Origin of the sequence: Paenibacillus radicis (ex Gao et al. 2016) (assembly GCF_014641555.1) — a bacterium.
In the GTDB taxonomy this organism is placed as follows: domain Bacteria; phylum Bacillota; class Bacilli; order Paenibacillales; family Paenibacillaceae; genus Pristimantibacillus; species Pristimantibacillus radicis.
Genome location: NZ_BMHY01000002.1, coordinates 422,255 through 444,995 on the forward strand (window position 1 = coordinate 422,255; position 22,741 = coordinate 444,995).

General features: G+C 50.6%; 13 protein-coding genes and 1 pseudogene. 12 read left to right on the forward strand and 2 right to left on the reverse strand.

Translation table 11 applies throughout. The features are described from left to right. Positions 1–63: 63 nt before the first annotated feature. The 7 genes from IEX98_RS07400 to IEX98_RS07430 all read left to right on the forward strand — a co-directional run bounded on the left by IEX98_RS07400 (position 64) and on the right by IEX98_RS07430 (position 9,295). Positions 64–1,692, forward strand: a complete 1,629-nt coding sequence (locus tag IEX98_RS07400) for a response regulator transcription factor (RefSeq protein WP_229692035.1) — start codon at positions 64–66, stop codon at positions 1,690–1,692. 9 nt (positions 1,693–1,701) lie between these two features. Next, positions 1,702–3,477 carry a sensor histidine kinase gene (locus IEX98_RS07405; protein WP_188888285.1) on the forward strand — a complete coding sequence of 592 codons (1,776 nt, stop codon included), beginning with the start codon at positions 1,702–1,704 and terminating at the stop codon, positions 3,475–3,477. Further along, positions 3,474–4,472 (forward strand): substrate-binding domain-containing protein, encoded by a 999-nt coding sequence (locus tag IEX98_RS07410; RefSeq protein ID WP_188888286.1) that lies wholly within the window; start codon positions 3,474–3,476, stop codon positions 4,470–4,472. The genes IEX98_RS07405 and IEX98_RS07410 overlap by 4 nt, the downstream gene beginning before the upstream one ends. A 155-nt stretch (positions 4,473–4,627) precedes the next feature. Next, entirely contained in the window at positions 4,628–6,124 is a 1,497-nt protein-coding gene (locus tag IEX98_RS07415) for a sugar ABC transporter ATP-binding protein (protein WP_188888287.1), read from the forward strand. Between the two features lie 100 nt (positions 6,125–6,224). Further along, entirely contained in the window at positions 6,225–7,190 is a 966-nt protein-coding gene (locus IEX98_RS07420; RefSeq protein ID WP_188888542.1) for an ABC transporter permease, read from the forward strand. A 123-nt stretch (positions 7,191–7,313) separates the two neighbouring features. Beyond that, complete coding sequence (locus IEX98_RS07425) at positions 7,314–8,294, forward strand: ABC transporter substrate-binding protein (RefSeq protein WP_188888543.1); 981 nt, start codon at positions 7,314–7,316, stop codon at positions 8,292–8,294. Positions 8,295–8,428: 134 nt separating this feature from the next. After that, positions 8,429–9,295, forward strand: a complete 867-nt coding sequence (locus tag IEX98_RS07430) for a YitT family protein (protein ID WP_188888288.1) — start codon at positions 8,429–8,431, stop codon at positions 9,293–9,295. Between the two features lie 65 nt (positions 9,296–9,360). On the opposite strand, the gene IEX98_RS07435 is transcribed toward IEX98_RS07430, so the two are convergent. Both IEX98_RS07435 and IEX98_RS07440 read right to left on the reverse strand, forming a co-directional pair. Further along, positions 9,361–10,587: an SLC45 family MFS transporter gene (locus IEX98_RS07435; RefSeq protein ID WP_188888289.1), complete on the reverse strand. Its 1,227-nt coding sequence runs from the start codon at positions 10,585–10,587 to the stop codon at positions 9,361–9,363. 32 nt (positions 10,588–10,619) lie between these two features. Beyond that, a complete protein-coding gene (locus IEX98_RS07440; protein WP_188888290.1) occupies positions 10,620–11,342 on the reverse strand; it encodes a glycerophosphodiester phosphodiesterase in 723 nt (240 codons plus the stop codon). Positions 11,343–11,761: 419 nt separating this feature from the next. Here IEX98_RS07440 and IEX98_RS07445 point away from each other — a divergent pair, with 419 nt between their 5' ends. The 5 genes and pseudogenes from IEX98_RS07445 to IEX98_RS29100 form a co-directional block, all read left to right on the forward strand. Then, the gene (locus IEX98_RS07445; RefSeq protein ID WP_188888291.1) at positions 11,762–16,765 is read left to right on the forward strand and encodes a discoidin domain-containing protein; all 5,004 of its coding nucleotides are present in this window, start codon (positions 11,762–11,764) and stop codon (positions 16,763–16,765) included. Positions 16,766–17,031: 266 nt separating this feature from the next. After that, positions 17,032–18,819 carry a sensor histidine kinase gene (locus IEX98_RS07450; protein ID WP_188888292.1) on the forward strand — a complete coding sequence of 596 codons (1,788 nt, stop codon included), beginning with the start codon at positions 17,032–17,034 and terminating at the stop codon, positions 18,817–18,819. Next, positions 18,791–20,431, forward strand: coding sequence for a response regulator (locus IEX98_RS07455; protein WP_188888293.1), 1,641 nt, complete (start codon positions 18,791–18,793; stop codon positions 20,429–20,431). The genes IEX98_RS07450 and IEX98_RS07455 overlap by 29 nt, the downstream gene beginning before the upstream one ends. Positions 20,432–20,514: 83 nt before the next feature. Further along, positions 20,515–22,032 carry an ABC transporter substrate-binding protein gene (locus IEX98_RS07460; RefSeq protein WP_188888294.1) on the forward strand — a complete coding sequence of 506 codons (1,518 nt, stop codon included), beginning with the start codon at positions 20,515–20,517 and terminating at the stop codon, positions 22,030–22,032. A gap of 205 nt (positions 22,033–22,237) precedes the next feature. Further along, positions 22,238–22,741, forward strand: a pseudogene (locus tag IEX98_RS29100) (sugar ABC transporter permease); the annotation flags it as partial.

Consider the following 22,741-nt stretch of genomic DNA (forward strand, 5'->3'; position numbering starts at 1 on the left):
ATGATTGCCGAATGCTATAATAAAAGCGCATACATTACCAAACCGGAACCGAATGACGGGGGAATGATCGTGTATAAAATCGTGCTGGTCGATGACGAGGCGGTTGTGCGTGTGGGCATCCGCGACAGAATAGAATGGCAGTCGCTTGGCTTTGAATGCGCGGCGGATTGCGAGAATGGCGTGGAGGCTTTGGCGGCCATAGAACGCATACAGCCCGATGTCGTATTGACCGACATCAATATGCCGTTTATGGACGGGCTTGAGCTGACGCAAGCGGTCAAAGCGAGGCATCCGGAGATGAAGGTCGTCATTTTGACCGGCTACGATGATTTCGACTATGCGCAGCGCGCCGTTAAGCTCAAGGTGAATGATTTCATTCTAAAGCCAATTACGGCTGCTGAATTAACGGCTGTGCTGCAAAAAATAAAAGCAGAGCTTGATGAGCAAAGAAAAGATAAAGAGGAGCTGGATCGGCTGCAGCGCCAGCTTCGGGAAAGTATGCCTGTACTGAAGGAGCGCTTTCTGGATCGCTTGGCAACATCTACGATTCGTGAGGGGGAGCTGGCAGAACGGCTTGCCTTTTTCGAAATTGAGCTGCCTGGTCCAGATTATGAAGCGCTCGCGATCGACCTGGATTTGCTGGAGCGGGGAGCCGGGCCCACTGCGGCTGCCGATCGGGAGCTGCTCCGTTTCGCCATCTATAATGTGACGCAGGAGCTTCTTAGCGAGGATTACACGGTATCCGAAGTTTTTCGCAGCCGCGAGGAAAAGGTGATGGCGATACTATCGGGCGATCAGCCAGAGCTGCATGACCGGGCACAGGAGCTGGCTGATAAAATTCGGCTTGCTGCTGAGCAGTTCCTGCGGCGAACGGTATCGGTAGGCATCGGAACGCCTGCGGTTAGCCTCCGGAATATTAGCGAATCCTGCCAAGCCGCCGTATCGGCATTGGAGTACCGGCTGCTGCTTGGCGGCAATCGCGTAATTAGCATTTCCGACATGGAGCCGCGGATTGGACGCAAGGCCGATTATTCGCAGGAATATGACCGGCGGCTGATCGCGGGCATTAAGACCGGTACGGCAGACGAGGTGGACCACGCTGTCGATACGGCGATTAACCGGCATCGAACGGCGATGCTGACCATCGACCAGAGCTATATCCGGCTGCAGCGGACCCTGATTGCTGTCATGCAGGCGCTCGAGGAATTAGGCTGTGAGGAAGCCGACGTGTTTGGCTCCGGTGTCAATCCTCTAACCGCGATCTACTCCTTCCGTACCCTTGATGAAATAAGCGATTGGCTCAAGGAAGCGTGTCGCCGGGCGGTGAACAGCGTAGCGGAAGCACGCGACGATCAGTGCAGGCAGCAGATGAAGGAGGCGCTCGCTTATATTCACGATCATTACGGGGATAGCGAGCTGTCGGTTAAAACGGTCAGCAAGCAAGTGCTTATGAGCGTCAGCTATTTCAGCGCTGCATTCAAATCCCATACCGGCAAAACATTCGTCGAATATTTGACAGCGGTACGGATGGACAAAGCGAAGGAGCAGCTGAAGTTCACCGGACTGCGAACGTATGAAATCGCGGCGAAGTCCGGCTACCCCGACGCGCAATATTTTAGCGTATTGTTCAAAAAGCATACCGGCGACTCCCCGACCGAATATCGGCAGAAGACGTCCGCGGAACGAGCGTGATCGGCGGCTATGGATATTTTTAAATTTAAAAGCATCCAAACGAATATTGCCGCAGCAATCGCCTGCCTGATTTTACTGACAGCCGTCCTGCTTGGCGTCATGTCCTATCAATTGTCAGCTTCTTCCGTACGAGAGACGGCCCAGGACTATACAGCCGAGCTTATCAGGCAGGTTAATGCGAACATTCAGACCTACATTACAAGCATGGAAAATATATCGCAGCTGGCGCTTAACAACGAAGACGTCCGGGCGTTTGTCGCGGCCGACAGCAGCGCCGCTGAGATCAGAGAAAGCAAAGTATCGGACTATTTCCAATCTATTATCGTCTCTCGTAAGGACATTGCCTCCATTAATGTATTTGGCTATAACGGCCGTTTCGTCTCGGACCGGAAGGATGCCGAGCTGAATCCGAATATTTCGCTGCAGGAGCAAGAATGGTACGTGAATGCGCAAAAGGCGGCGGGCCGGATTGTCGTCTCTTCGTCGCATGTACAGCCTGTTTTTAAAGATGAATACGGTTGGGTCGTCTCGCTCAGCCGCGAGCTGTGGAGCCAGGATCAGAAGAGGGCGCTTGGCGTGCTGCTCGTCGACCTGAACTTCAGCGTCATCAACGATACGTTGAACAATATCGATCTTAGCAAGCGCGGCTATGTCTTTATCGTCGATTCCGCTGGCAATATCGTCTATCATCCGCAGCAGCAGCTGGTGTACAGCAATTTGAAATCGGAGAGAATCGATGAAGTGCTGAAGCAAGGCAGCGGAAGCTTCGAGCTCAAAGAAGGCGGGCAAAGACGCATCTATACGGTGCAGGATACCGGCTTCGGCTGGAAAATCGTCGGCGTCTCCTACACCGCTGAGCTCATTGCGAATGAGCGGGAAATGCAGCTTTCTTTTGTCGCGGCGGGTATTTTCTGCTTGCTGGTCGGCTTGCTGCTTGCCTACTTTATCTCGCGAAATTTGTCCAAGCCAATCAAGCAGTTGCAGGAGCATATGAAAAAGGTCGAGAAGGGAACCTTCGACATTCGTGTTCCGATCGAGAACCCGAAGGAAATTGCCAGCTTGGCCCGTTCGTTTAATTTGATGGTCGTCCGCATTGAGGAACTGATGAACCAGGTCGTCCAGGAGCAGGAATTTAAGCGGAAAAGCGAGCTGAGCGCCCTGCAATCGCAAATTAATCCGCATTTTCTATACAACACGCTCGATTCAATCATCTGGATGGCCGAAGGGAAGAAGTCCGAGGAGGTGGTACTGATGACCTCCGCATTGGCGAAGCTGTTCCGCGCATCGATAAGCCGGGGGCAGGAGCTCGTGTCGATACGTACGGAAATCGAGCATGTTGCCAACTATTTGACGATTCAAAAGATGCGCTATACCGATAAGCTCGACTTCCGCATTGATGTTGAACCGGGCATTATGCAATACCGGACGTTGAAGGTGCTGCTGCAGCCGCTGCTGGAGAACGCCATCTACCATGGCATTAAGAACAAGGTCGGGACAGGCGAGATCATCGTCTCTGGAGGCGAGAGCGAGGGCTCCATCTGGTTTCGGGTCAGCGACAACGGCGTTGGCATGGACGGTGACACCCTCCGTACGATTCTGGAGCCGAGAAAAAGCGATCATGAAAGCAAAGGGGTAGGCATCGTGAATGTGCATGAGCGGATTCAACTCTATTTCGGCAAGGAGTACGGATTGTTCTACGAGAGCAGGCCGGGGGAAGGAACGACCGTCCTCGTAAAAATTGCCGTCATTGACGCTTCCGCTGGGAAAGGGGGGCAAGCGCAATGAAGCGCATAACACGGATTCCGCTGGCGGTGATTATCGTCATTCTTGCGCTGGCCGCCAGCATTGCGGTGTACGCTGTGTTTCAATGGGCGGTCAACGTCAAGCCGGAACGGCCGCCGCAAATTGTCGTTTCGATTAAGGCGACCGACCAGGTCGTCGATTTCTGGAAGGTGCTCATCGATGGAGTTAACGACGCGGCAAGCGAGTTCGACGCCAAAGTGAAAGTGATTGGACCGCCGATAGAGAGGGAAATTGACGTCCAGATTGCCCAGCTGGAGCAGGCGATTCTCGACAAGCCCGATGCGATCGTACTGGCCGCAACCGATTATAATCAGCTTATTCCTGTTTCCAAACGAATTGTGGCGGCGGGCATCAAGCTGATTACGGTCGATTCCAGCATTAACAGCGACGATGCGCTGAGCTTTATCGCTACCGACAATCTAGCTGCCGGACGGAAAGCGGGTGATGAGCTGGCCAAGCTGTTCGAGGGTGATTCGAAGGTTGCCATCATGAGTTATATTCAGGGCACTTCGACGCAGCTGGAGCGGGAGCAGGGCGTTCGCCAGCGACTGGCGGAAGAAGGCAGGTTTGACGTGATTGGCACTTATTACAGTGATGGTCTGGTCGACAAAGCGTACACAATTACGAAGCAGCTGCTTACGGAGCATCCCGATCTTAAAGGCATTGTCGGCCTCAACGAGCCGTCTACCGTTGGCGTCGGTTTTGCGATCAAGGAGTTTGGTCTAGGCGGCAAAGTAAAGCTGGTCGGCTTCGACAGCTCCATCGATGAGGTGAAGCAGCTGGAGGAAGGGATTATTCAAGCGACGATCGTACAGAAGCCTTATAATATGGGTTATTTAAGTGTAAAAGCAGCGATCGAAGCGGTAAACGGCAAACGGATTGAAAAGCAGATCGATACGGACTCGGTCGTTATTACGAAAAGCAATATGTATACAGAGCAAAATCAAAAGCTGCTTTTCCCCTTTGTGGGAAAGTAGCTTTTTTTGTACATTTTTCAACTATAACGATACGATATTCGATTCTGGCAGGACAGGCCTTCGCCTTACAATAAACACAAGCAAAGCAACATAGGCCGAATGTACAGTTCGCTATTAGCGACGTGCGGGGTCAAAGCGATGAGGTGAAGGCAATCATGGGTGAAGTGCTCATACAGATGGAGGGCATCGACAAGCAATTTCCCGGCGTACAAGCGCTCAAAGACTGCCAATTCGAGCTGTTGAGCGGCGAGGTGCACGCGCTGATGGGAGAAAACGGCGCCGGTAAATCGACATTAATGAAAGTGCTTACTGGCGTATATCAGCGGGACGCGGGCACGATGACCTTTCATGGCAACGAGCTTGTCGTTCCAAACGCAAAGGCGGCGCAAGATAAAGGAATTGCGATTATTCATCAGGAGTTGAATCTCGCCCCGGATCTGACGGTGGCGCAAAATATTTTCATCGGCCGCGAGCCGAGAGTCTTGGGGATGTTCTTGAAGGAAAATGAGCTGCATCGCAAAGTGAAGCGGCTGTTCGACCGGCTTCATCTCGACCTTGATCCCAATGAGCTGGTGGCCAATTTGCCGGTGGCGAAGCAGCAGCTCGTCGAAATTGCCAAAGCGCTTTCGTATGATTCTGAAGTGCTTATTATGGATGAGCCTACGGCAGCGCTTAGCGATACGGAGATTGAGGAGCTGTTCGTGATCATCCGTCAGCTTCGCAGCAGCGGGGTTGGCATCGTCTATATTTCCCACCGGATGGATGAACTGAAACGGATAACGGATCGGGTAACGGTTATGCGGGACGGCTGCTATATCGGGACGGTTGCCACGAAGGACGTTACGAACGATCAAATTATATCGATGATGGTCGGCCGGGAAATTTATGATACCTCGAAACCGGCGAGACATGCGGGCGCTGCAGAGCCGGTGCTTGAGGTTAGCGGTTTGAACCGGAAGGGTGTGCTGAAGGACGTGAGCTTCCGTCTTCACAAGGGAGAAATTCTTGGCTTTGCAGGACTGATCGGAGCGGGCAGAACCGAGGTGGCGAGAGCGATTTTTGGCGCTGACATGTTCGATTCCGGTGAAATTACGGTCAAGGGCAGGAAGCTGAAGCCACAGCAGCCGCATGATGCGGTTAAAGCCGGAATCGGCTATTTGTCGGAGGATCGCAAGCGCTTCGGCTGTATCGTCGATATGGATGTGAAGATGAATGTAGCGGCGGCTTCCATGAGCCGGTTCACGAACCCGGTAGGGTGGGTCAGGAAGAAGCGAATTGCCGAGGCAGCGGACGGTATTGTGAAGATGCTGAAAGTAAAGACGCCTCACATCGATCAAGAAGTGAAGTTTCTGTCTGGCGGCAATCAGCAAAAAATCGTCATCGGAAAATGGCTGACCAGAGACTGTGACATCCTTATCTTCGATGAGCCGACACGCGGCATCGATGTTGGCGCCAAAAGCGAAATCTATAAGCTGCTCAATGAGCTTGCGGCCAGCGGCAAATCGATCATTATGATCTCCTCGGAGCTGCCGGAGGTTTTACGGATGAGCCATCGTGTCGTCGTGATGTGCGAGGGCCGTATTACAGGAGAACTCAGCCAAGAGGAAGCGACGCAGGAGCGCATTATGCACCTGGCTACGCTGCGGGTCTAGCAATAGCGGGAGAATCAGCAGACAGATGGAAGATTCGGAGGGGTAACACATGAAAATTCAAAATGATACCGGAGCTGTCCAAACCGGCGGAAAGCGGACAATGCCCATCATTAAACCGGGAGCGATGCAGCAGGTGCTTGCATTTGCCAGTCTGGTCATCCTGGTGCTCGTATTCTCGTTCTCATCGCCTAATTTTTTTCAATTTACGAACATCGTAGGCATCCTGTTATCAACAGCCGTCATCGGTGTTCTGGCGCTTGGCTCAACGTTTGTCATCATTACCGGAGGCATCGATCTGTCTGTCGGAACGGTCATGACGCTGAGTGCAATTATGACCGGCGTATTTATTACCTACTGGGAGCTGCCTGTGCCGCTTGGTATCGTTGGCGGCATTATGACCGGTGCCATATGCGGACTTCTATCCGGTACGATTATATCGAAAATGAAAATACCGCCGTTTATCGCGACTTTAGCGATGATGATGATCGCCAAGGGACTTGCGCTAGTTATCTCTGGTGCCAAGCCGATTTACTTCAAAGAAGAGACGGGCTATTCCAAGCTGGCGCTGGACTCTGCAATCGGCAAATTCATTCCGGGCTTTGACATTCCGAATGGCGTCCTGATCTTTTTCGCGGCAGCGATTATCGGCGGCATCATCCTTTCGAAAACGATCGTAGGCCGCTACAATTTCGCGCTGGGTAGCAATGAAGAAGCGACGCGTCTATCCGGCATTAACGTGAATTATTGGAAAATCGTGATCTATACGATTACGGGTACTTTTACCGGACTTGCCGGCGTACTGATGGCTTCGCGTCTGAACTCGGCGCATCCGTCACTCGGATCGGGCTACGAGCTGGAAGCGATCGCGGCCGTCGTTCTCGGCGGCACGTCACTGAGCGGAGGCAAGGGAACGATTGTCGGCACAGTAATCGGGGCGCTCATTATGAGTGTATTGACCAACGGCTTGCGCATCCTCTCCGTTCCGCAGGAATGGCAGACGGTCGTCGTCGGCATCGTCATCGTATTGGCTGTGTATGCGGACATTTTACGCCGCCGCAAGAAGTAATGACCACCTCGTTAGAATCGTCGCTATGAGGCGCATCTACAGGTAACAGGTGCCTCGGGCAGACCGCTTCTATAGATAATAAAAGATGAAGGGGAGATTTCGGTGAAAAAGATTACAGTAACGATGCTGGTTATGCTGCTTACGATTGCAATGCTTAGCGCTTGTGCTTCCAAGGGCAATGACGGCAAAGGCGGAGAATCGCCTAGCAAAGGATCAACGAATGCCGGTGCGGAGAAAATCTACATTCCGATCATTTCGAAAGGCTTTCAGCATCAGTTCTGGCAGGCGGTAAAGGCTGGCGCCGAGAAGGCGGCGAAAGAGTTCAACGTAGAAATTACATTCGAAGGACCGGAAACCGAATCCCAAGTTGATAAGCAAATCGAAATGCTGCAAGCCGCTCTAGATAAAAAACCAAGTGCGCTTGGTTTCGCAGCACTGGATAGCCAAGCTTCGATTCCGCTGCTTCAAAAAGCGAAGGATGCCGGCATTCCAGTCATTGCCTTTGACTCCGGCGTAGATAGCGACATTCCGCTTGCGACGGCATCTACCGACAACTTGGCGGCCGCTGCTCTCGCTGCCGATAAGATGGCGGAGCTGATTGGCGGAGAAGGCGAGATCGGCATGATCGTTCATGACCAGACGAGCGTAACCGGTGCGAGCCGTCGCGACGGCTTCAAGAAGCAAATTGAAGACAAATATCCGAATATCAAAATCGTCGATATTCAATACGGCGGCGGCGACCACTTGAAATCGACCGACCTTGCTAAAGCGATCATTCAAGCTCATCCGAATGTAAAAGGTTTCTTCGGCGCTAACGAAGGCTCCGCGATTGGCGTCATCAACGCCGTTACCGAGCTGAAGAAGGAAGGCAAAATCGTAGTTGTCGGCTTCGACTCTGGCAAACAACAAATCGATGCGATTAAAAGCGGTAAAATGGCTGGCGCCATTACGCAAAATCCGGTTGGCATCGGCTATGAAACGGTGAAAGCGGCCGTGCAAGCGATCCGCGGAGAGAAAGTAGAATCGGTCATCGATACCGGCTTCTACTGGTATGATAAATCGAATATTGACAGCGATGAAATCAAGGCCGTTATTTACGAATAATTAACAGGAGGAGGGGGTGCAGCGATGCACTCTCTTTTCCTATTAAATAGAGTAGGCGCTGAAGTCCCTTTTTTTGAAAAAAATGACCTTCTGTGCTAGTCTTATAGAAAAAGCACGGAAGGACAGAGGAAAGAATGGCGAAAGTGCACCGGAAGATATCAAAGCTAGAATTAATTAAGAGAATCGTATTTATTACGATCGGCGCCATATTAATGGGCGTAGCTTTGGAACTATTTCTCGTCAATAACAGCGTCATCGACGGAGGCATCACCGGCCTTGCCATTATGGCCTCCCATTTGACCAAGCTGCCCTTGGGGCTATTTATTCTTATTTTCAACTTGCCATTCTTGTTTATCGGATTTAAGCAAATTGGTAAAACCTTCGCCTTTTCGACCTTGTACGGTATCGTGGTGATGTCGGCAACGACGCAGCTGCTGCATCATGCACATGCTTTCACAGAGGAGAAGCTGCTAGCTGTATTGTTCGGCGGCATTATTTTGGGAGCAGGGGTAGGGCTTGTCATCCGTTACGGCGGCTCGCTGGATGGTACGGAAATTGTCGCGATCCTCGCCTCGAAGAAGTTCGGCATGCCTGTAGGGCAGATCATTATGATCGTCAACGTCTTTATTTTCATTCTGGCAGGCTTTGTGTTTGAATGGAATTCGGCGATGTACTCTATGGTTACCTATTACTTGGCGACCAAGGTGATGGATATCGTGGTCGAGGGTATCGAGGAATCGAAGTCCGTGACGATTATCTCGCAGGATTACGAGGAAATTTCCGAGTCGATCATGACGCGTCTTGGCCGCAGCACGACTTACATACAGGCTCGCGGCGGTTACTCGCGTGAAGAGACGCAAATGGTGTATTGCGTAGTCAACCGTCTGGAAGTTGCGAAGCTGAAGAGTATCGTTCAAGAGATCGATCCGAAAGCTTTTATCGCAATTGAGCATGTATCAGACGTGCTTGGCGGCAATTTCTCGAAGCGGGAAATTCATTAATAGATTTCTAATTCAAAACCTCCATTCAGCGGCCCATCGAGTCGCTGAACGGAGGTTTTTTTGTTTCACTGGCCGGAGGAAGCAGCCCCTGCATCAGTAATGGATGGCTCCAGGCCGCTTGGCCGGGACAGCCCTTTATCCTTGACACCAAGCAGCAGAAGGAGCGCAATCAGCATTCCTGCAGAGGCGGTATAGAACAGTGCCGAGTAGTCGAACAGATCAACCAGATATCCCATCAAAGGGGGAGAGGCGATAGCAGCGAGTGATGATACCAGATAGTACATTCCGGTACGCGTTCCGATGCTTTGCTCCTTGCCAAGTCCGATGACGAAGGGATAGGAATTGATATTAATAAGCGCCCAGCAAATGCCCCCTGCAACTAGCAGCAGCCGAAGCGGCAGCAGCGTCTCGACCAACGTAATTGCGGCGAACACAACGATGATACCGGAGACGCCGATGACGATAATTTTCTTTTTCCCGAACCGGTGTCCCAGCCAGCCTGCCGGTATCGCGGCAAGGACAAACATGAGCGAGAAGAAGGCGAGCGAGAAGGTTGCGTCACTCTCTTTGAGCCCTAGATGATGTTTGCCGTACAGAGAGAATAGAGCTTCAACGCCCTGATAAGAGAAAAACCAGAAGAATACTGCTGCAAGCAGGAAGATCGTCGGGCGCGTCCATTCACCTTTGAACGAAAAAGCTGACTTTCCCACCGTTGCTGTGTTGTAGGACAGGGCATCCCGTTTCTCGCGAATTGACCGCATTAGAATGAGGAGGCAGATAACTGTAAGAACAGCGGCGGTTAAGAAAGGCAAGGCAGGATGCGATTTGTATAGAAAGGAACCTCCGGCAAAGGCAAGAATGGACCCGACTCCGCCCATAAAGTTGATGATGCCGTTCGCTTTCGTGCGCTGAGGCTCAGGCGTAATATCGGGCATAAGCGCGACCGTTGGCGAACGATACAGACTCATAGACAGATTCATGAGAACCATGAACAGCACAAGCGTGATCAGGCTCGTATACCACGGAATAAGCGCCACGAACAGCGCTGCGAGCGGCATGCCGATTAATAAGTAAGGCATTCGCTTGCCGAAGCGGGTATGGGTGCGGTCGCTGCGGCTGCCGATCCAGGGCTGGAGGAACAGGGCGAAATAGTTGTCGATCGTCATCATAAAGCCAATCAACGCTGTACTTGTAATAAACCGGTCAAGAAAGAATGGTACAAAACCGTTGTAAAGCGCCCAAGTAATGCTGATGCTGAAAAATCCGAAACCGAGCAGCCACGTTTTTTTCATTCGCCACCAGTGCCCCTCTCACTACAACGTTTCTATAATAATGCGTTCAGCCGATCTGGAAAGTCGGTAATGATTCCTGCTACTCCAGCCCCAATCAACCGCTTCATTTCTTCCGGTTCATTCACGGTGAACGGATTATAATCGATGCCATTGCGCGAGGCTTCCGCCACCCATTCCGGCAGTACGGCATATCTTGGCGCATGCAAGGCGTTTGCCCCAATCGATTGGGCGTAACGCCAAGGCTCATATAGTCCTTCCATATATAAAATACCGGTCTTGATCTCTGGGGCGAGCCGCTTGCACTCTACCAGCGAATAGTGATTAAAGCTGGAAATAATGACCCGGTCGGACAGGTTATATTCTCGTACTGTTTCGATTACCTTCTGCTCCAGTCCTTGATACTGGACGAGTCCGTTTTTGAGCTCGAGATTAAGGATGGTATCCGTTTGTTTCACTAGTTCGAGAAGCTCCTCCAGCGAAGGCACGGTTTCTTTTGCAAATTCGGGACTATGCCAGCCGCCTGCATCCAGTTTCTTCAAATCACTGTAATCGATGGAGGCGAGGTAGGCATCTAGTCCCGCTGTGCGGGTTAGTTTCTCATCGTGGATCAGGACAAGCCGCCCGTCCTTCGTCATTTGGACATCGGTTTCGATACCGGTCGCTCCAAGCTCCAGTGCTTTGGAGAATGCCGCCATCGTGTTTTCCGGACAGTAGCCGGATGCTCCTCTATGGGCGTAATTAATTAGCTTCGTCAATGGGTGTTTCCTCCTCATAATGAAGTAATTCCGTACGGTTTCTACCTGCAAATAATAGCATCCATTTGTTAACAGTGTATCATGACGGGATGGGGAAGCCTATCGAATCGTCTGGAGATGAGATGGATTTTGCAGTAAGAATATTCAGATGGTTTACTGTATTAACTGTATTATTATAAATTAATAATACAAAAGGTATATTGACACTAAGCTGGTTATCATTATAAAATGGCGCTACAAATGATACATATTATATAATCTGTATCAATTATTTAATACAAATCAGTGCTGGGAGCAAGAAAATTTTTTCAACCTGATTGTAAGCGCTGTCTTTCGTAACGCGCGACGAAAGCGAGTGTTGCAATAATAGCAGCCAGACAGAAGCCAGTATTACTTCTAGAATGGGGAGGATGAGTCGAATGAAACGAATGAATTTGTTAAAGCGGGCACTGCCGATAGCGTTATCGGTTTGCTTGGTAAGCGGGGGATCGGCATGGGGAGCGCCTGGCCTGGAAAGGGCTGTACAGCAAGAGGAGGATTGGAGTATGCTTCAAACTATGATATCTAAATACTATGGCGAATGGACGGATACTTCCTATGATGGATTATTCGTCTCGACGATGCCCAAGACGGCGTTGTTAGGGAATGGCGATGTTGGCGTAACTTCCGGCGGAGATGGCGAATCGAAAACCTTTTATATTTCTAAGGGGGATTTCTGGGCGTATAGAGGCTCTCCAATGCCAATTGGAGGCATCACGATTCAGAAGAAATCTCATGGTACGCAAGCGCCTGATCCGCAAACGAACTCGCTGGCTTATCAGAAACCGGTAACCTCGAGCGCCGATCATCCGGGATTTTCTGCTGATCGTGCAGTGAACGGACAGTGGAGCGGCGGCTATGAAGGCTGGGTATCGCCAGTAGGCAATCCGCAGTGGATGGCGGTTGATTTGGGAACGGAGACTACCTTCAACCGTTTTGTTGTACGTCATGACGCGGCTGCGCGGCCCAATGAAACGGCCAATGTAACGCAAAGCTTCAAGCTGCAGACAAGCGCTGACGGCTCCAACTGGACAGATGTGTATACGGTTACAGGCAATCACGATGCGATTACCGATATTACGCTCCCCCTGCCCGTTACGGCAAGGTATGCGCGATTGTACATTATGAAGGGAACGCAGGAAACGACATCGGACTCGATTCAAAATCCAAGGACCCGGATCGGTCAGTTTGAATTGTACAACAATCCCGATTTGGTCGATCAGCAGAATACACCACAGCAACCTGAAGAGCAGGGCTCGCTCACTTTGAATAAGACCGTTACGGCTAGCGGATCGCATTATACGCTGACCCCTGACCGGGCGATCAATGGAGCATGGAGTCCTAATTCCGGCTATGAGGGCTGGACCAGCGGCTATCATGGCGACGGTCAGCCGGGGCCTTGGTGGCTGGAGGTCGATTTGGGCGAATCGAAAGTCTTCAACCGTTTCGTCGTTCAGCATGACGGGGCGGCGCGTCCAGGTGAATCTGCCAACAATACGAAAGACTTTGAGCTGCAAACAAGGAACTCGGCAGAGGAAGAGTGGCAGACGGCTTATCAAGTGGAAGGCAACACAAGCGCTACGACGGATGTCAGACTGGATGAATCGGTCACAGCACGATATGTCCGGTTGTACATTACAACTGGAACGCAGGGAACGACTGACGATTCGGCTAATTACCCAAGAGCGAGAATTGGCCAGTTCGAACTGTTCAATGAGGAAGCTGATGCAGGCGGCGAACAGCCGCAGGAGCCGGAAGAGAATTTCAAGGTTTACGATCTTGGCGGCAGTTTTGATTTATCCCGGTATGTCATCCGTCTCGGACATGCTTCATCTATCGGAGTGGAAGCAAGCGAGGATGGAATTTCATGGGCGAAGATTGGAGAGCAAATCGGCAGCAATGGCAAGAAGGTCATTGATGTAACGACTGATTCATTCACAGCGCGTTACATTCGGGTAACAGCGGATAAGGCGTCTACAATTTCGCAGCTGTCTGCATTTGAAACGCCGGGATTAAATCGCTTCAAGCCGGAAGGCAAGCTGCATGAGATTCAGAACATTCTGGATGCCCAAGTGCAGACAGAGATGGAGATCGCCGGTACTCCTTTGTCCATGAAGACGTGGACGTCGGCAACGGAGAACGTCATTATAACCGAACTGACGTCGGAAGGTACATCACCGATCGATGTGCAAGCTCAGTTATGGGCGAAGTCTGGAAACGCTCAGCTTCCCGTAACGGCAACAAGCGATGGCAGCAGCGTTACGGTCACCCGCCAGACAACGATTGACAGCAGAGATGCCGAGGATGCTAATGCTCATGTCTCGAAAGCAGCATTAACGACGAAAGTCATCGGCGCAGACGGTGTCGCGGTAAGCTCGGATGCAGACAAGGGAGAAGGCACGATTGAGTTTGCTCTTGCTCCTGGTCAGACCGTTTATCTCGTGACGGCAGTCGGGGGAGGAGGACGCACCTATAATAGCGATGGCGAGCTGCTGCAAGCTGCCGAACCGGAGGTTCAAGCCGTTAATCTGCTTCACGATATTGCCGGCGCAGCCGATATTCAAGCGCTGCATGGCCAGCATCTGGATTGGTGGAAAAACTTCTGGCTAACCTCTTATATCACCATGGATACTACCGATCCGAAGCTGGACACGCTGATGAAATACTATTATGCTGCGCAATATGTGCTCGGCAGCAGTATTCGCGAGGATAAGGTCGCTCCCGGCCTATACAGCATCTGGCATACGACGGACGGCTCGCAGTGGAGCTCGGACTATCATATGAATTACAATTTTATTGCTACGTTCTATGGCGTCAATTCCAGCAACCGGGCGTGGATGGGACTTCCAGCAATCGACGCAATTCTGGATTACGCCGGCGAAGGTGCAAAAAACGCGGCTTCGACGGACCATCTGCTGAATCTCAGTGAAGGGGAACACGGTGAGCAGGTCCGCCATTTCGTAGAAGCCAAGATCGCCAAAGGAGATATTGATCCAACCAATGGCATTGCTGACGCTTTGCTTTATCCGGTAAGCATTGGCCCATGGGGGATGAAGCTGGAAAGAAGCTACAGCTATTACGGGCAGCTGCTCGACGCGATTTTCAGCACTTATACATTGATTGAATACTACGATTACACGCAAGACGAAAACTTCCTTCCGGTCATGTATGATTATTTGAAGCAATGCCTAGCATTGTATGAAGCATGGCTGGAGAAGGAGGACGGCAAATACGTTCTTTACAGTGCGTATAATGAAGGCTCTTGGGGCAGAAATTCGGCGGTAGAGCTGGCTGTGCTCAAAAATACGCTTTCCCACGCGATAAAGGCAAGCTCGAAATTGAACATCGATGCGGGCAAACGCGAGCAATGGCAATCGATACTCGATAATCTTGCGCCGCAGCCAACGGCAACTTACGCGGGCAAGACGATATTCTCGCTGGCCGAAAAGCATTGGAACAACAATCAATGGGAAGACCTTGCAAGACCAATCCCATGGGATGGCAACATTTTGCCGATGGAAAATGTCGTGCCGGGTGATCAAATCGGCTACTACTCGCCAAATACCGACCTGCAGGTCGCACACAATACGATCTCGGTATTTGTGGACGAAGCGATTGGGGGCGGGAAAAATGGCGCTTGGAGCCAATACAACAACTTCCCGAAAATTTTCGCCAATGCGGTGAAGGTAAGATATCCGGCGCAGGAAATCGTCGACAATTTTGCACGGACGATTGAAGAACAAATGAAAAACAACTTGACGATCACAGACGATTCAGATTTTCACGGTGCCGAGAAAAGCGGTGCTACGGAAGCGATTAACAGCATGCTGCTTCTCAGCAATCTGGGCGTTATGAAGGTATTCCCGAACTGGCTCGAAGACCGGGATGCGGAGTTTAAAAATCTTCGTGCCAAAGGCGCCTTTGTCGTATCATCGGCCTATCGGGCTGATACGCAGTCTGTTCAGTACGTCGATCTGACGAGTGAAGCCGGTCAACCGGTGACAATCGCTTCTCCTTGGGAGAGCGGAATTGTCGTGAAAGATGCAAACGGCAGTGTTATTCCGACGGCAGCGGGCACGGCGCCTAACCATGCTGAAGAGATAACCTATACCTTCAACACGACGAAAGGCATGAAGTATCATATTGTTGCGGCTGGAAATGATTCAGAAGGTCCGGGAGGCCCAGTTGAACCGAACCCAGGAACAAATAACGGTAGCAGCGGCAATTCCGGAGGTCCTGTAACTGGAGGCGGAAATGGTGTCGTAAAAGCGCCAGAACCAACTGTAGATGCGGCTGGACTTGCAACGACAAGTATTGATGCGGCTGCGTTCCAGAAAGCTGTTGAAGCGTCTAAGTCGGTTCGCATCGAAGTGCCGGCTAAAGCCGGGGCTAAAGGTTATGCTGTCAAACTGCCTGCGGGAGCTTTTGCCGATGGGGCATCTGCGTTAAGCATAAAGGTTGCAACTGATACGGGAACGATCCAGCTCTACTCCGATATGCTTAAGGGTGGAGTGCCGGCAGGCAGTCAGTATGTAACGCTGATCTTGAAAAACGCCGTGCAGGAAGATATCGGCAACAGACCTGCAGTAGAAATAAGCATTCAAGTAGACGGGGCTGCTGGAGCCTGGAGCAATCCGGATTCACCGATTGCTGTATCGATACCGTATGCTCCAACAGCAGCGGAGCTGGCAGATGCAGAGCATATCGTCGTATGGCAAATCGACGAGGACGGTAACCGGCATATCATCCCGACAGGGAAGTATGATCCGGCGACAGGCAATGTGACGTTTAAAACGACAGTGCTAGGCACATTTGCAGTCGGCTTTGTTCATAAAAGCTTTAGTGACCTTAACGGCTATGGCTGGGCTCAGAAAGCCATTGAAGTGATGGCGTCCAAAGGGGTCATTAACGGAGTGTCTCCGGATGCGTACATCCCTTCGGCATCCGTCAAACGGGCGGACTTCATTCTTTTGCTGGTGAGAGCGTTGGGTTTAAGCGGTACAGCAAACGGCGGCTCGTTCACGGATGTGCCTGCGGATGCCTATTATGCAGACGCTGTAGCTATCGCCAAGAAGCTGGGGATCGTAAATGGCGTTGGCAACGGTCAATTCAATCCGGAACAAACCATTTCTAGGCAAGATATGATGGTGATGATTGACCTTGCAATGGCTGCTGCAGATCATGGGCTGGAGCCGGGATCAGCAGCCGATTTAACAGGCTTCAAGGATAACGGCAGCGTAGCTTCCTACGCAGCGCAAAGTGCAGCAACGCTCGTGAAGAGCGGTATTGTAGAAGGCTCCGGGGAGCAGATCAATCCCCGCGGCATGGCTACGCGAGCAGAAGCGGCAGTGCTGATCTATCGAATTTATAACGCAGCTTTCTAAACAGGGGCAGGGCTCCTTTGCTTTCACGGAATAATTTGATACAATGACGACAACGTCTGATGATTTTATGGGGATGTCTCTTGTGAATGGCTGCTGATGCCAGTTCACGTACAAGAGGCATCCTTTTCTATTCCTTTTACAGGGCAATCGGTCGGCAAACTGCAAAGGATAAGTCGTAAAGTCAGTAGCGGAAGCTTGAGAGAAGCGCTATCCTATATAAACTAACCGGATTAAAGATGAGGATGAACGGTAAATGGAGGAGACAGATGCGAAAAAGGCTGTTGGAGCTGCCATGGAATTCGCTTAGATTTAAGCTTGTGCTGGGCCTGTTGGGCGTGACGGTTCCGCTGATTGTGCTGCTTCTTGTTAACAGTCAATATAGCGTCAATGTCGTACACCAGCAGGTAGCATCGTCTAATCAGAACCTGATATCCATTTATATGAAACAAATTGACGGACAGCTTGCCGAGGCCGAACGGCATATAGCCGGACTGGCATTTTCGGAGACGAGTGTCCAGCAGATGAATGCTCCAAGAACAGAGGATGAATATATGCTGGCGAAGAGCGGCGTGTCACGACGATTGAGCGCGGATCTTTCACTTTACCCTGCCATTGATGGTTTCTATGTCTATTCGTCAACCAAGAATGATGTTGTGGATGCCTACCGGCCATCTATGTCTTACGAGAATCTGTCCCAGTTACGGGAAATGTTCACGTCGGCCATTCGCGATCTTGAAAGGCTGCCTTCGCAGCGCACTAGCGGATGGAAAACCATACGGGATGGTGACGATGCGTATCTGCTCCGTGTGATTAAGGACGGAAATTTATATATTGGAGCTTGGTCGAAGGCAGGAAGGCTGCTGGGTCCGCTGGATTCCGTTCAAACCGGACCGTCTGGCGCGGTGCTTCTGGTAGATGGGGAAGGGGAACAGCTTGCTGCAACACGGAAACTGGATGCGAAAGGACTGAATTTCAAGAACGACTTTAACCGCTATTACTTATCTGGAGACAAGAAAGATTTTCTCGTAGTCGGTCAGATGTCGAGCAGAGGGGACATGGCTCTTGTCGCGGTTATGTCGGACAAGACGCTTCTGCAAAATTTGCCTTACTTGAACAAAGCGGCTTCGCTAGTCGTGCTGATCGCGCTGTTCATGCTTCCATTAAGCTATTGGCTGTTGCGCAGAGTGCTGCTCCTTCCGCTTTGGCGTATCGTGTCCGCAATGCGGAGAATCGGCGAGGGGAATTTTAATTTTCGTATGGAAACAGGGTCGGCAACGGATGAATTTCGTCTTGTTAACGAAACGTTCAACCGGATGATTTTGCAGATTGAGGAACTGAAAATTCATGTTTATGAGGAGCAGCTCAGCAAGCAGAGGGTGGAGCTGAAGCAGCTGCAGCTTCAAATTAATCCGCATTTTTTTATGAACACGCTTAATATTTTGTACACGCTAGCCCAGCACAAGCGATATGAGTTGATTCAGGAGCTGACAATGTATCTCGTTCACTATTTCCGTTATTTGTTCCAGAGCAATCATCCGCTTGTACTGCTAAAGGATGAATTAGCGCATGTCCGTAATTATCTGAACATACAGCGCTTGCGCTTTCCTCATTATTTGAACGTCGATATACAGGTGCCCGATTATTTGGGGAATACGCCGATTCCTCCGCTCATGCTGCAGACGATCGTTGAGAATTCGATTAAGCATGCGTTGAAGACGGATAAGCCCATTACGCTTTCTATCGAAGCAGATGTAGACGAACTGGCAGAGGTTCCGATGGTTTGCCTTGTTATTAGTGATAATGGTGAAGGCTACTCGGAAGAAGCGCTGGAAGCCATCCGTTCAGGAGAACGGCTAGTGGATAATAATGGCGAGCATATTGGCTTATGGAACGTACGCGAACGCCTCCGTCTTCAATATGGAGAGCTGGCAAGGCTGGACTGTTATAACGATGACCCTCATGGTGCCGTTACGGAAATTACGGTTCCATTAAACCCGGTACAGGAAGAAAAGGAGATGACTTCCCATGCGACGCTTGCTGATCACGGACGATGAATTCATTACTGCAGAAGGAATCAAGCATGCGGTTGACTGGACTAGACTGGGCATCTCACATGTGTTCACTGCATATAGCGCCCCGCAAGCTAAGGAGATATTTAATCGCGAACCGATCGATATTCTATTATGCGACATTGAGATGCCGCAAGGTAACGGACTGCAGTTATTGGAGTGGGTTAGGGAGCATCATCCTGCTGCCGAGACGATCTTTCTTACCTGTCATGCTGACTTCCATTATGCCAAGCAGGCGATTCAGTTAGGCAGCTTTGATTATCTGCTGAAACCGGTGCTATATGCTGATTTGGAAGCCGTAGTAAAGCGTGCACTGCAAAAAATTGATGAAAATCAGCGGTTGAATGAATTCAGTCAGTTCGGGAAATATTGGATGCAATATCAGCCGCTGCTTATCGAGCGATTCTGGCTCGATATATTGAAGCAGTCAATCCCAAGCGATCCCCGCGAAGTGGCCAGAGTTGCCGAGGAGCGCAATATTCCGTATTCCGAAGACATGCTGTTCCTGCCTGCCTTGATTCATATTCGCCGCTGGCACAAATCCTATTCGCTTCGGGATGTGAAGATCATGGAGTATGCGATTAGGAAATCAGCGGAGGAGATGGTCGTCGTAAGACCGGACAACGGGCTGGTAGTCTCTATCGGAGACGGATTTCTGCTGGCGCTGCTCAGCGGAGAAGCCAATCAGCCCGAATCCGCTTCGCTGAATGAGCGCAGCGAGGCGTATATTACAGCTTGCCGCGATTATTTTGCATGCGATGTATCCTGTTACATTGGTGAGATTGTGCGCGGGCACGAGACGGCAGCCATGTACGGCAGACTGCTGGCGCTTGACGCCAACAATGTTGCTTATGACAGCAAAGTCTTTCACCTCGGGCAGGCGCGAGTCCCGGCACTCTCTATCCAGCAGCCGATGCTGGATATGACCGTATGGGCAGCGATGCTCGAAGGCGGCTCAATAGAGAAAGTGCTGGCGGAAGCGGAGGCTTATATCGAGAAGCGCATTCATTCGGATGAGCTGACACCGGAGTCGTTAAATCCATTCCTGCAGGATGTGCAGCAAACGGTCTATTATGTGCTTCAAGTAAAAGGCATTCAGGCGCATCAGCTGTTTGGGGATCGTCATTCCATGGAGCTGAGCGCAAGAGCGACCCGTTCGGCAACCGATGCGCTTTCATGGCTCAAGCATCTGATCAGCACTTCCATGACCTTCGCAGCCGACGTGGAGCATTCCCCTAACGTTGTTGATAAAGCGATTGCGTATATTCACCAGCATCTATCGGAAGTTATTTCGCGTGAGGAGATTGCCAGCCATGTATTTCTGAACCCGGATTATTTGACCCGCCTTTTCAAGAAGCAGACCGGACTGTCAATATCGGAGTATGTGCTCAAGCATCGGCTTGGAATTGCTGCAGAATTGCTGGGCAGCACAGAGATGTCGATCAGCGCAATTGCGGGCAGGATCGGTTATGCGAACTTCTCGCACTTCTCCCGGATGTTCAAGAAGTATATGAATATGAACCCGCTTGAATATCGGCAGGAGCAGCAGGAAAGAAAGAAGTCCAAAAGTCGGGAAAGTGGCAGTGAGAGGTCGTGAACGGGGCAGTTAGGTGCACCTATTCTTTCTACAATGAGATTAGGCTTTACTATTGCATCCTAATAAAAAGCGGGGGAATTTCAATGAAGAAAGTTCGTTTTACAACGTTAATTTTGCTGCTTGCCTGTTCGCTGGCTTTGACAGCCTGTGGAAGCAACAACAAGGGCGGTACAAATGACAGCCAATCTTCGAAAGCGCCGGAAGGCAAGGTTGAGGAACTGACAGTAGCTTTCCCGATGGTCTCATCGGCACAGCAGGACATTCAACTCGTTGAAGACGCAGTCAACAAGATTACAGAGCAAAAAATCCAAGCACGAGTCAAATTTCTGCCGATCAGCGCAGGGGAATGGCAGCAGCAGACCAATCTGCTGTTCACGAGCAATGAGAAGCTGGACTTGATGTTCGTTAACGGAAGCCTGTACAGCGGCATGGTAGCCAAAGGACAGCTGGTTCCGATTGATGATCTCCTCTCCAGATATGGCGGCGGTATTACCAAAGCTCTGGGCGACTATCTTCAGGTTGCGCGATTAAAGGACGGTATTTATGCCGTGCCGACGATCCGTGATCTGGCGACCAGCTATGGAATCACCTTCCGCAAGGATTTGGCAGACAAGTACAGCATTGACGTAAGCAAACTGAATACGATGGAAGATATTGAGCAGGCGTTCAAGACGATTAAGGACGGAGAAGGCGGAGATTTCACCCCGCTTATTCCTTCCGGAGTCGGCGCAACGTATCTGGAGAACTATTTGACCTATGATCGTCTTGGTGACGGCATCGGTATTCTTCCGGACTACGACAACGGCTTGAAGATTGTTAATTTGTATGAGACAGATATGTATAAAGAGCAGCTGAAGCGTATTCGGGACTGGTATTTAAAAGGCTATATTATGAAAGATTCTGCGACGAACAAGCTGTCGACGTTCGAATTGCTAAGATCCGGCAAGGGCTTTGCTTATTTCGCAGCGCTGAAGCCGGGCTTTGAAGAGCAGGAGTCGCAAGCTTCGGGTGTTCAGGTCGTTACCAAGGAATTGCTGCCGGCGATCGCAACAACAAGTACGGTTACTGGCGCGATGTGGGGCATTCCCGTCAATACGAAGCTGGAAGGCAAGGCAATGGAGTTCCTTAATCTCATGTATGAAGATAAAGATATTATCAATCTGTTCGATTGGGGCATCGAGGGCAAGCACTACGTGAAAGTGCCGGGAGAAGACAATGTCATCGACTATCCAGAAGGTGTAACTGCGCAGACAACGGGCTATAACATGCCGCTTGGCTGGCTCTTCGGCAATCAGTTCTTGTCGTACGTAATGAAGGGGAAAGATGCGGATATTTGGAACAAGATGGATGCATTCAACAAAAATGCGGCACATTCCAAAGCGCTTGGATTCAGCTTTGACGCTGCCCCGGTAAAAACAGAGTATGCAGCGGTCATGAACGTAATTACGCAGTACAAGCTTGCGCTTGAAACGGGCAGTGTTGATCCTGACAAGGTGCTTCCTGAATTTATTAACAAGCTCAAATCAGCTGGTGTAGATAAAATTATTCAAGAGAAGCAGAAGCAGCTGGATGCCTGGGCGCAAGCTGGCGGAAGCAAGTAAGGTCTAACGAGTTCAAATACGATCAAATCCGACCAACGCTGTTGGTCGGATTTTTTTGTCTCTATTTCGATTATTGCGTGTATGCGAGTAGTCGGCAAAACGCATAACAGAGGTCGGATTGGCGGTAGTGGCGACCCTCAGATATTAGCTAACATAAAGGAAGAACACGGCGCTTAAAAGCCGCACAGAGAAAGGGGAGAATGCCATGAGCGCGCTCACGCAACGCAGAAAGTGGATGAAGATTTGGCGGTATTGGCCGCTGTACCTGATGATGTTACCGGGATTGGCATACATGGTACTCAACAATTATTTACCGATGTTTGGCTTATCGATCGCCTTTAAGGATATTGACTACCGCAAGGGCATCTGGGCAAGCGATTGGATCGGTTTTAGAAACTTTGAATTTTTGTTCAAAACCGATGATGCCTTCATTATTACCAGAAACACGCTGCTGTACAATGGGGCCTTCATCGTATTAGGGCTCGGAATTGCTGTAGCGATTGCGATTTTGCTGAACGAGATTCGCAATAAGTTTGCTGCAAGGCTGTATCAGAGCCTGATCATTTTGCCGTTCCTGATCTCCATTATTCTGGTCAGCTACCTTGTCTACGCGATGCTTAGCATCGACACCGGCTTCGTCAACAAGACCTTGCTTCCGATGCTTGGCATCGATTCAATCTCCTGGTACAGCGAGCCGAAGTATTGGCCA

Bases quoted from the DNA above. Each gene is read 5' to 3' on its own strand.
- IEX98_RS07400 (WP_229692035.1), top strand. From the start codon at position 64: ATGATCGTGTATAAAATCGTGCTGGTCGATGACGAGGCGGTTGTGCGT.
- IEX98_RS07405 (WP_188888285.1), top strand. From the start codon at position 1,702: ATGGATATTTTTAAATTTAAAAGCATCCAAACGAATATTGCCGCAGCA.
- IEX98_RS07410 (WP_188888286.1), top strand. From the start codon at position 3,474: ATGAAGCGCATAACACGGATTCCGCTGGCGGTGATTATCGTCATTCTT.
- IEX98_RS07415 (WP_188888287.1), top strand. From the start codon at position 4,628: ATGGGTGAAGTGCTCATACAGATGGAGGGCATCGACAAGCAATTTCCC.
- IEX98_RS07420 (WP_188888542.1), top strand. From the start codon at position 6,225: ATGCCCATCATTAAACCGGGAGCGATGCAGCAGGTGCTTGCATTTGCC.
- IEX98_RS07425 (WP_188888543.1), top strand. From the start codon at position 7,314: ATGCTGGTTATGCTGCTTACGATTGCAATGCTTAGCGCTTGTGCTTCC.
- IEX98_RS07430 (WP_188888288.1), top strand. From the start codon at position 8,429: ATGGCGAAAGTGCACCGGAAGATATCAAAGCTAGAATTAATTAAGAGA.
- IEX98_RS07435 (WP_188888289.1), bottom strand. From the start codon at position 10,587: ATGAAAAAAACGTGGCTGCTCGGTTTCGGATTTTTCAGCATCAGCATT.
- IEX98_RS07445 (WP_188888291.1), top strand. From the start codon at position 11,762: ATGAAACGAATGAATTTGTTAAAGCGGGCACTGCCGATAGCGTTATCG.
- IEX98_RS07450 (WP_188888292.1), top strand. From the start codon at position 17,032: ATGCGAAAAAGGCTGTTGGAGCTGCCATGGAATTCGCTTAGATTTAAG.
- IEX98_RS07455 (WP_188888293.1), top strand. From the start codon at position 18,791: ATGCGACGCTTGCTGATCACGGACGATGAATTCATTACTGCAGAAGGA.
- IEX98_RS07460 (WP_188888294.1), top strand. From the start codon at position 20,515: ATGAAGAAAGTTCGTTTTACAACGTTAATTTTGCTGCTTGCCTGTTCG.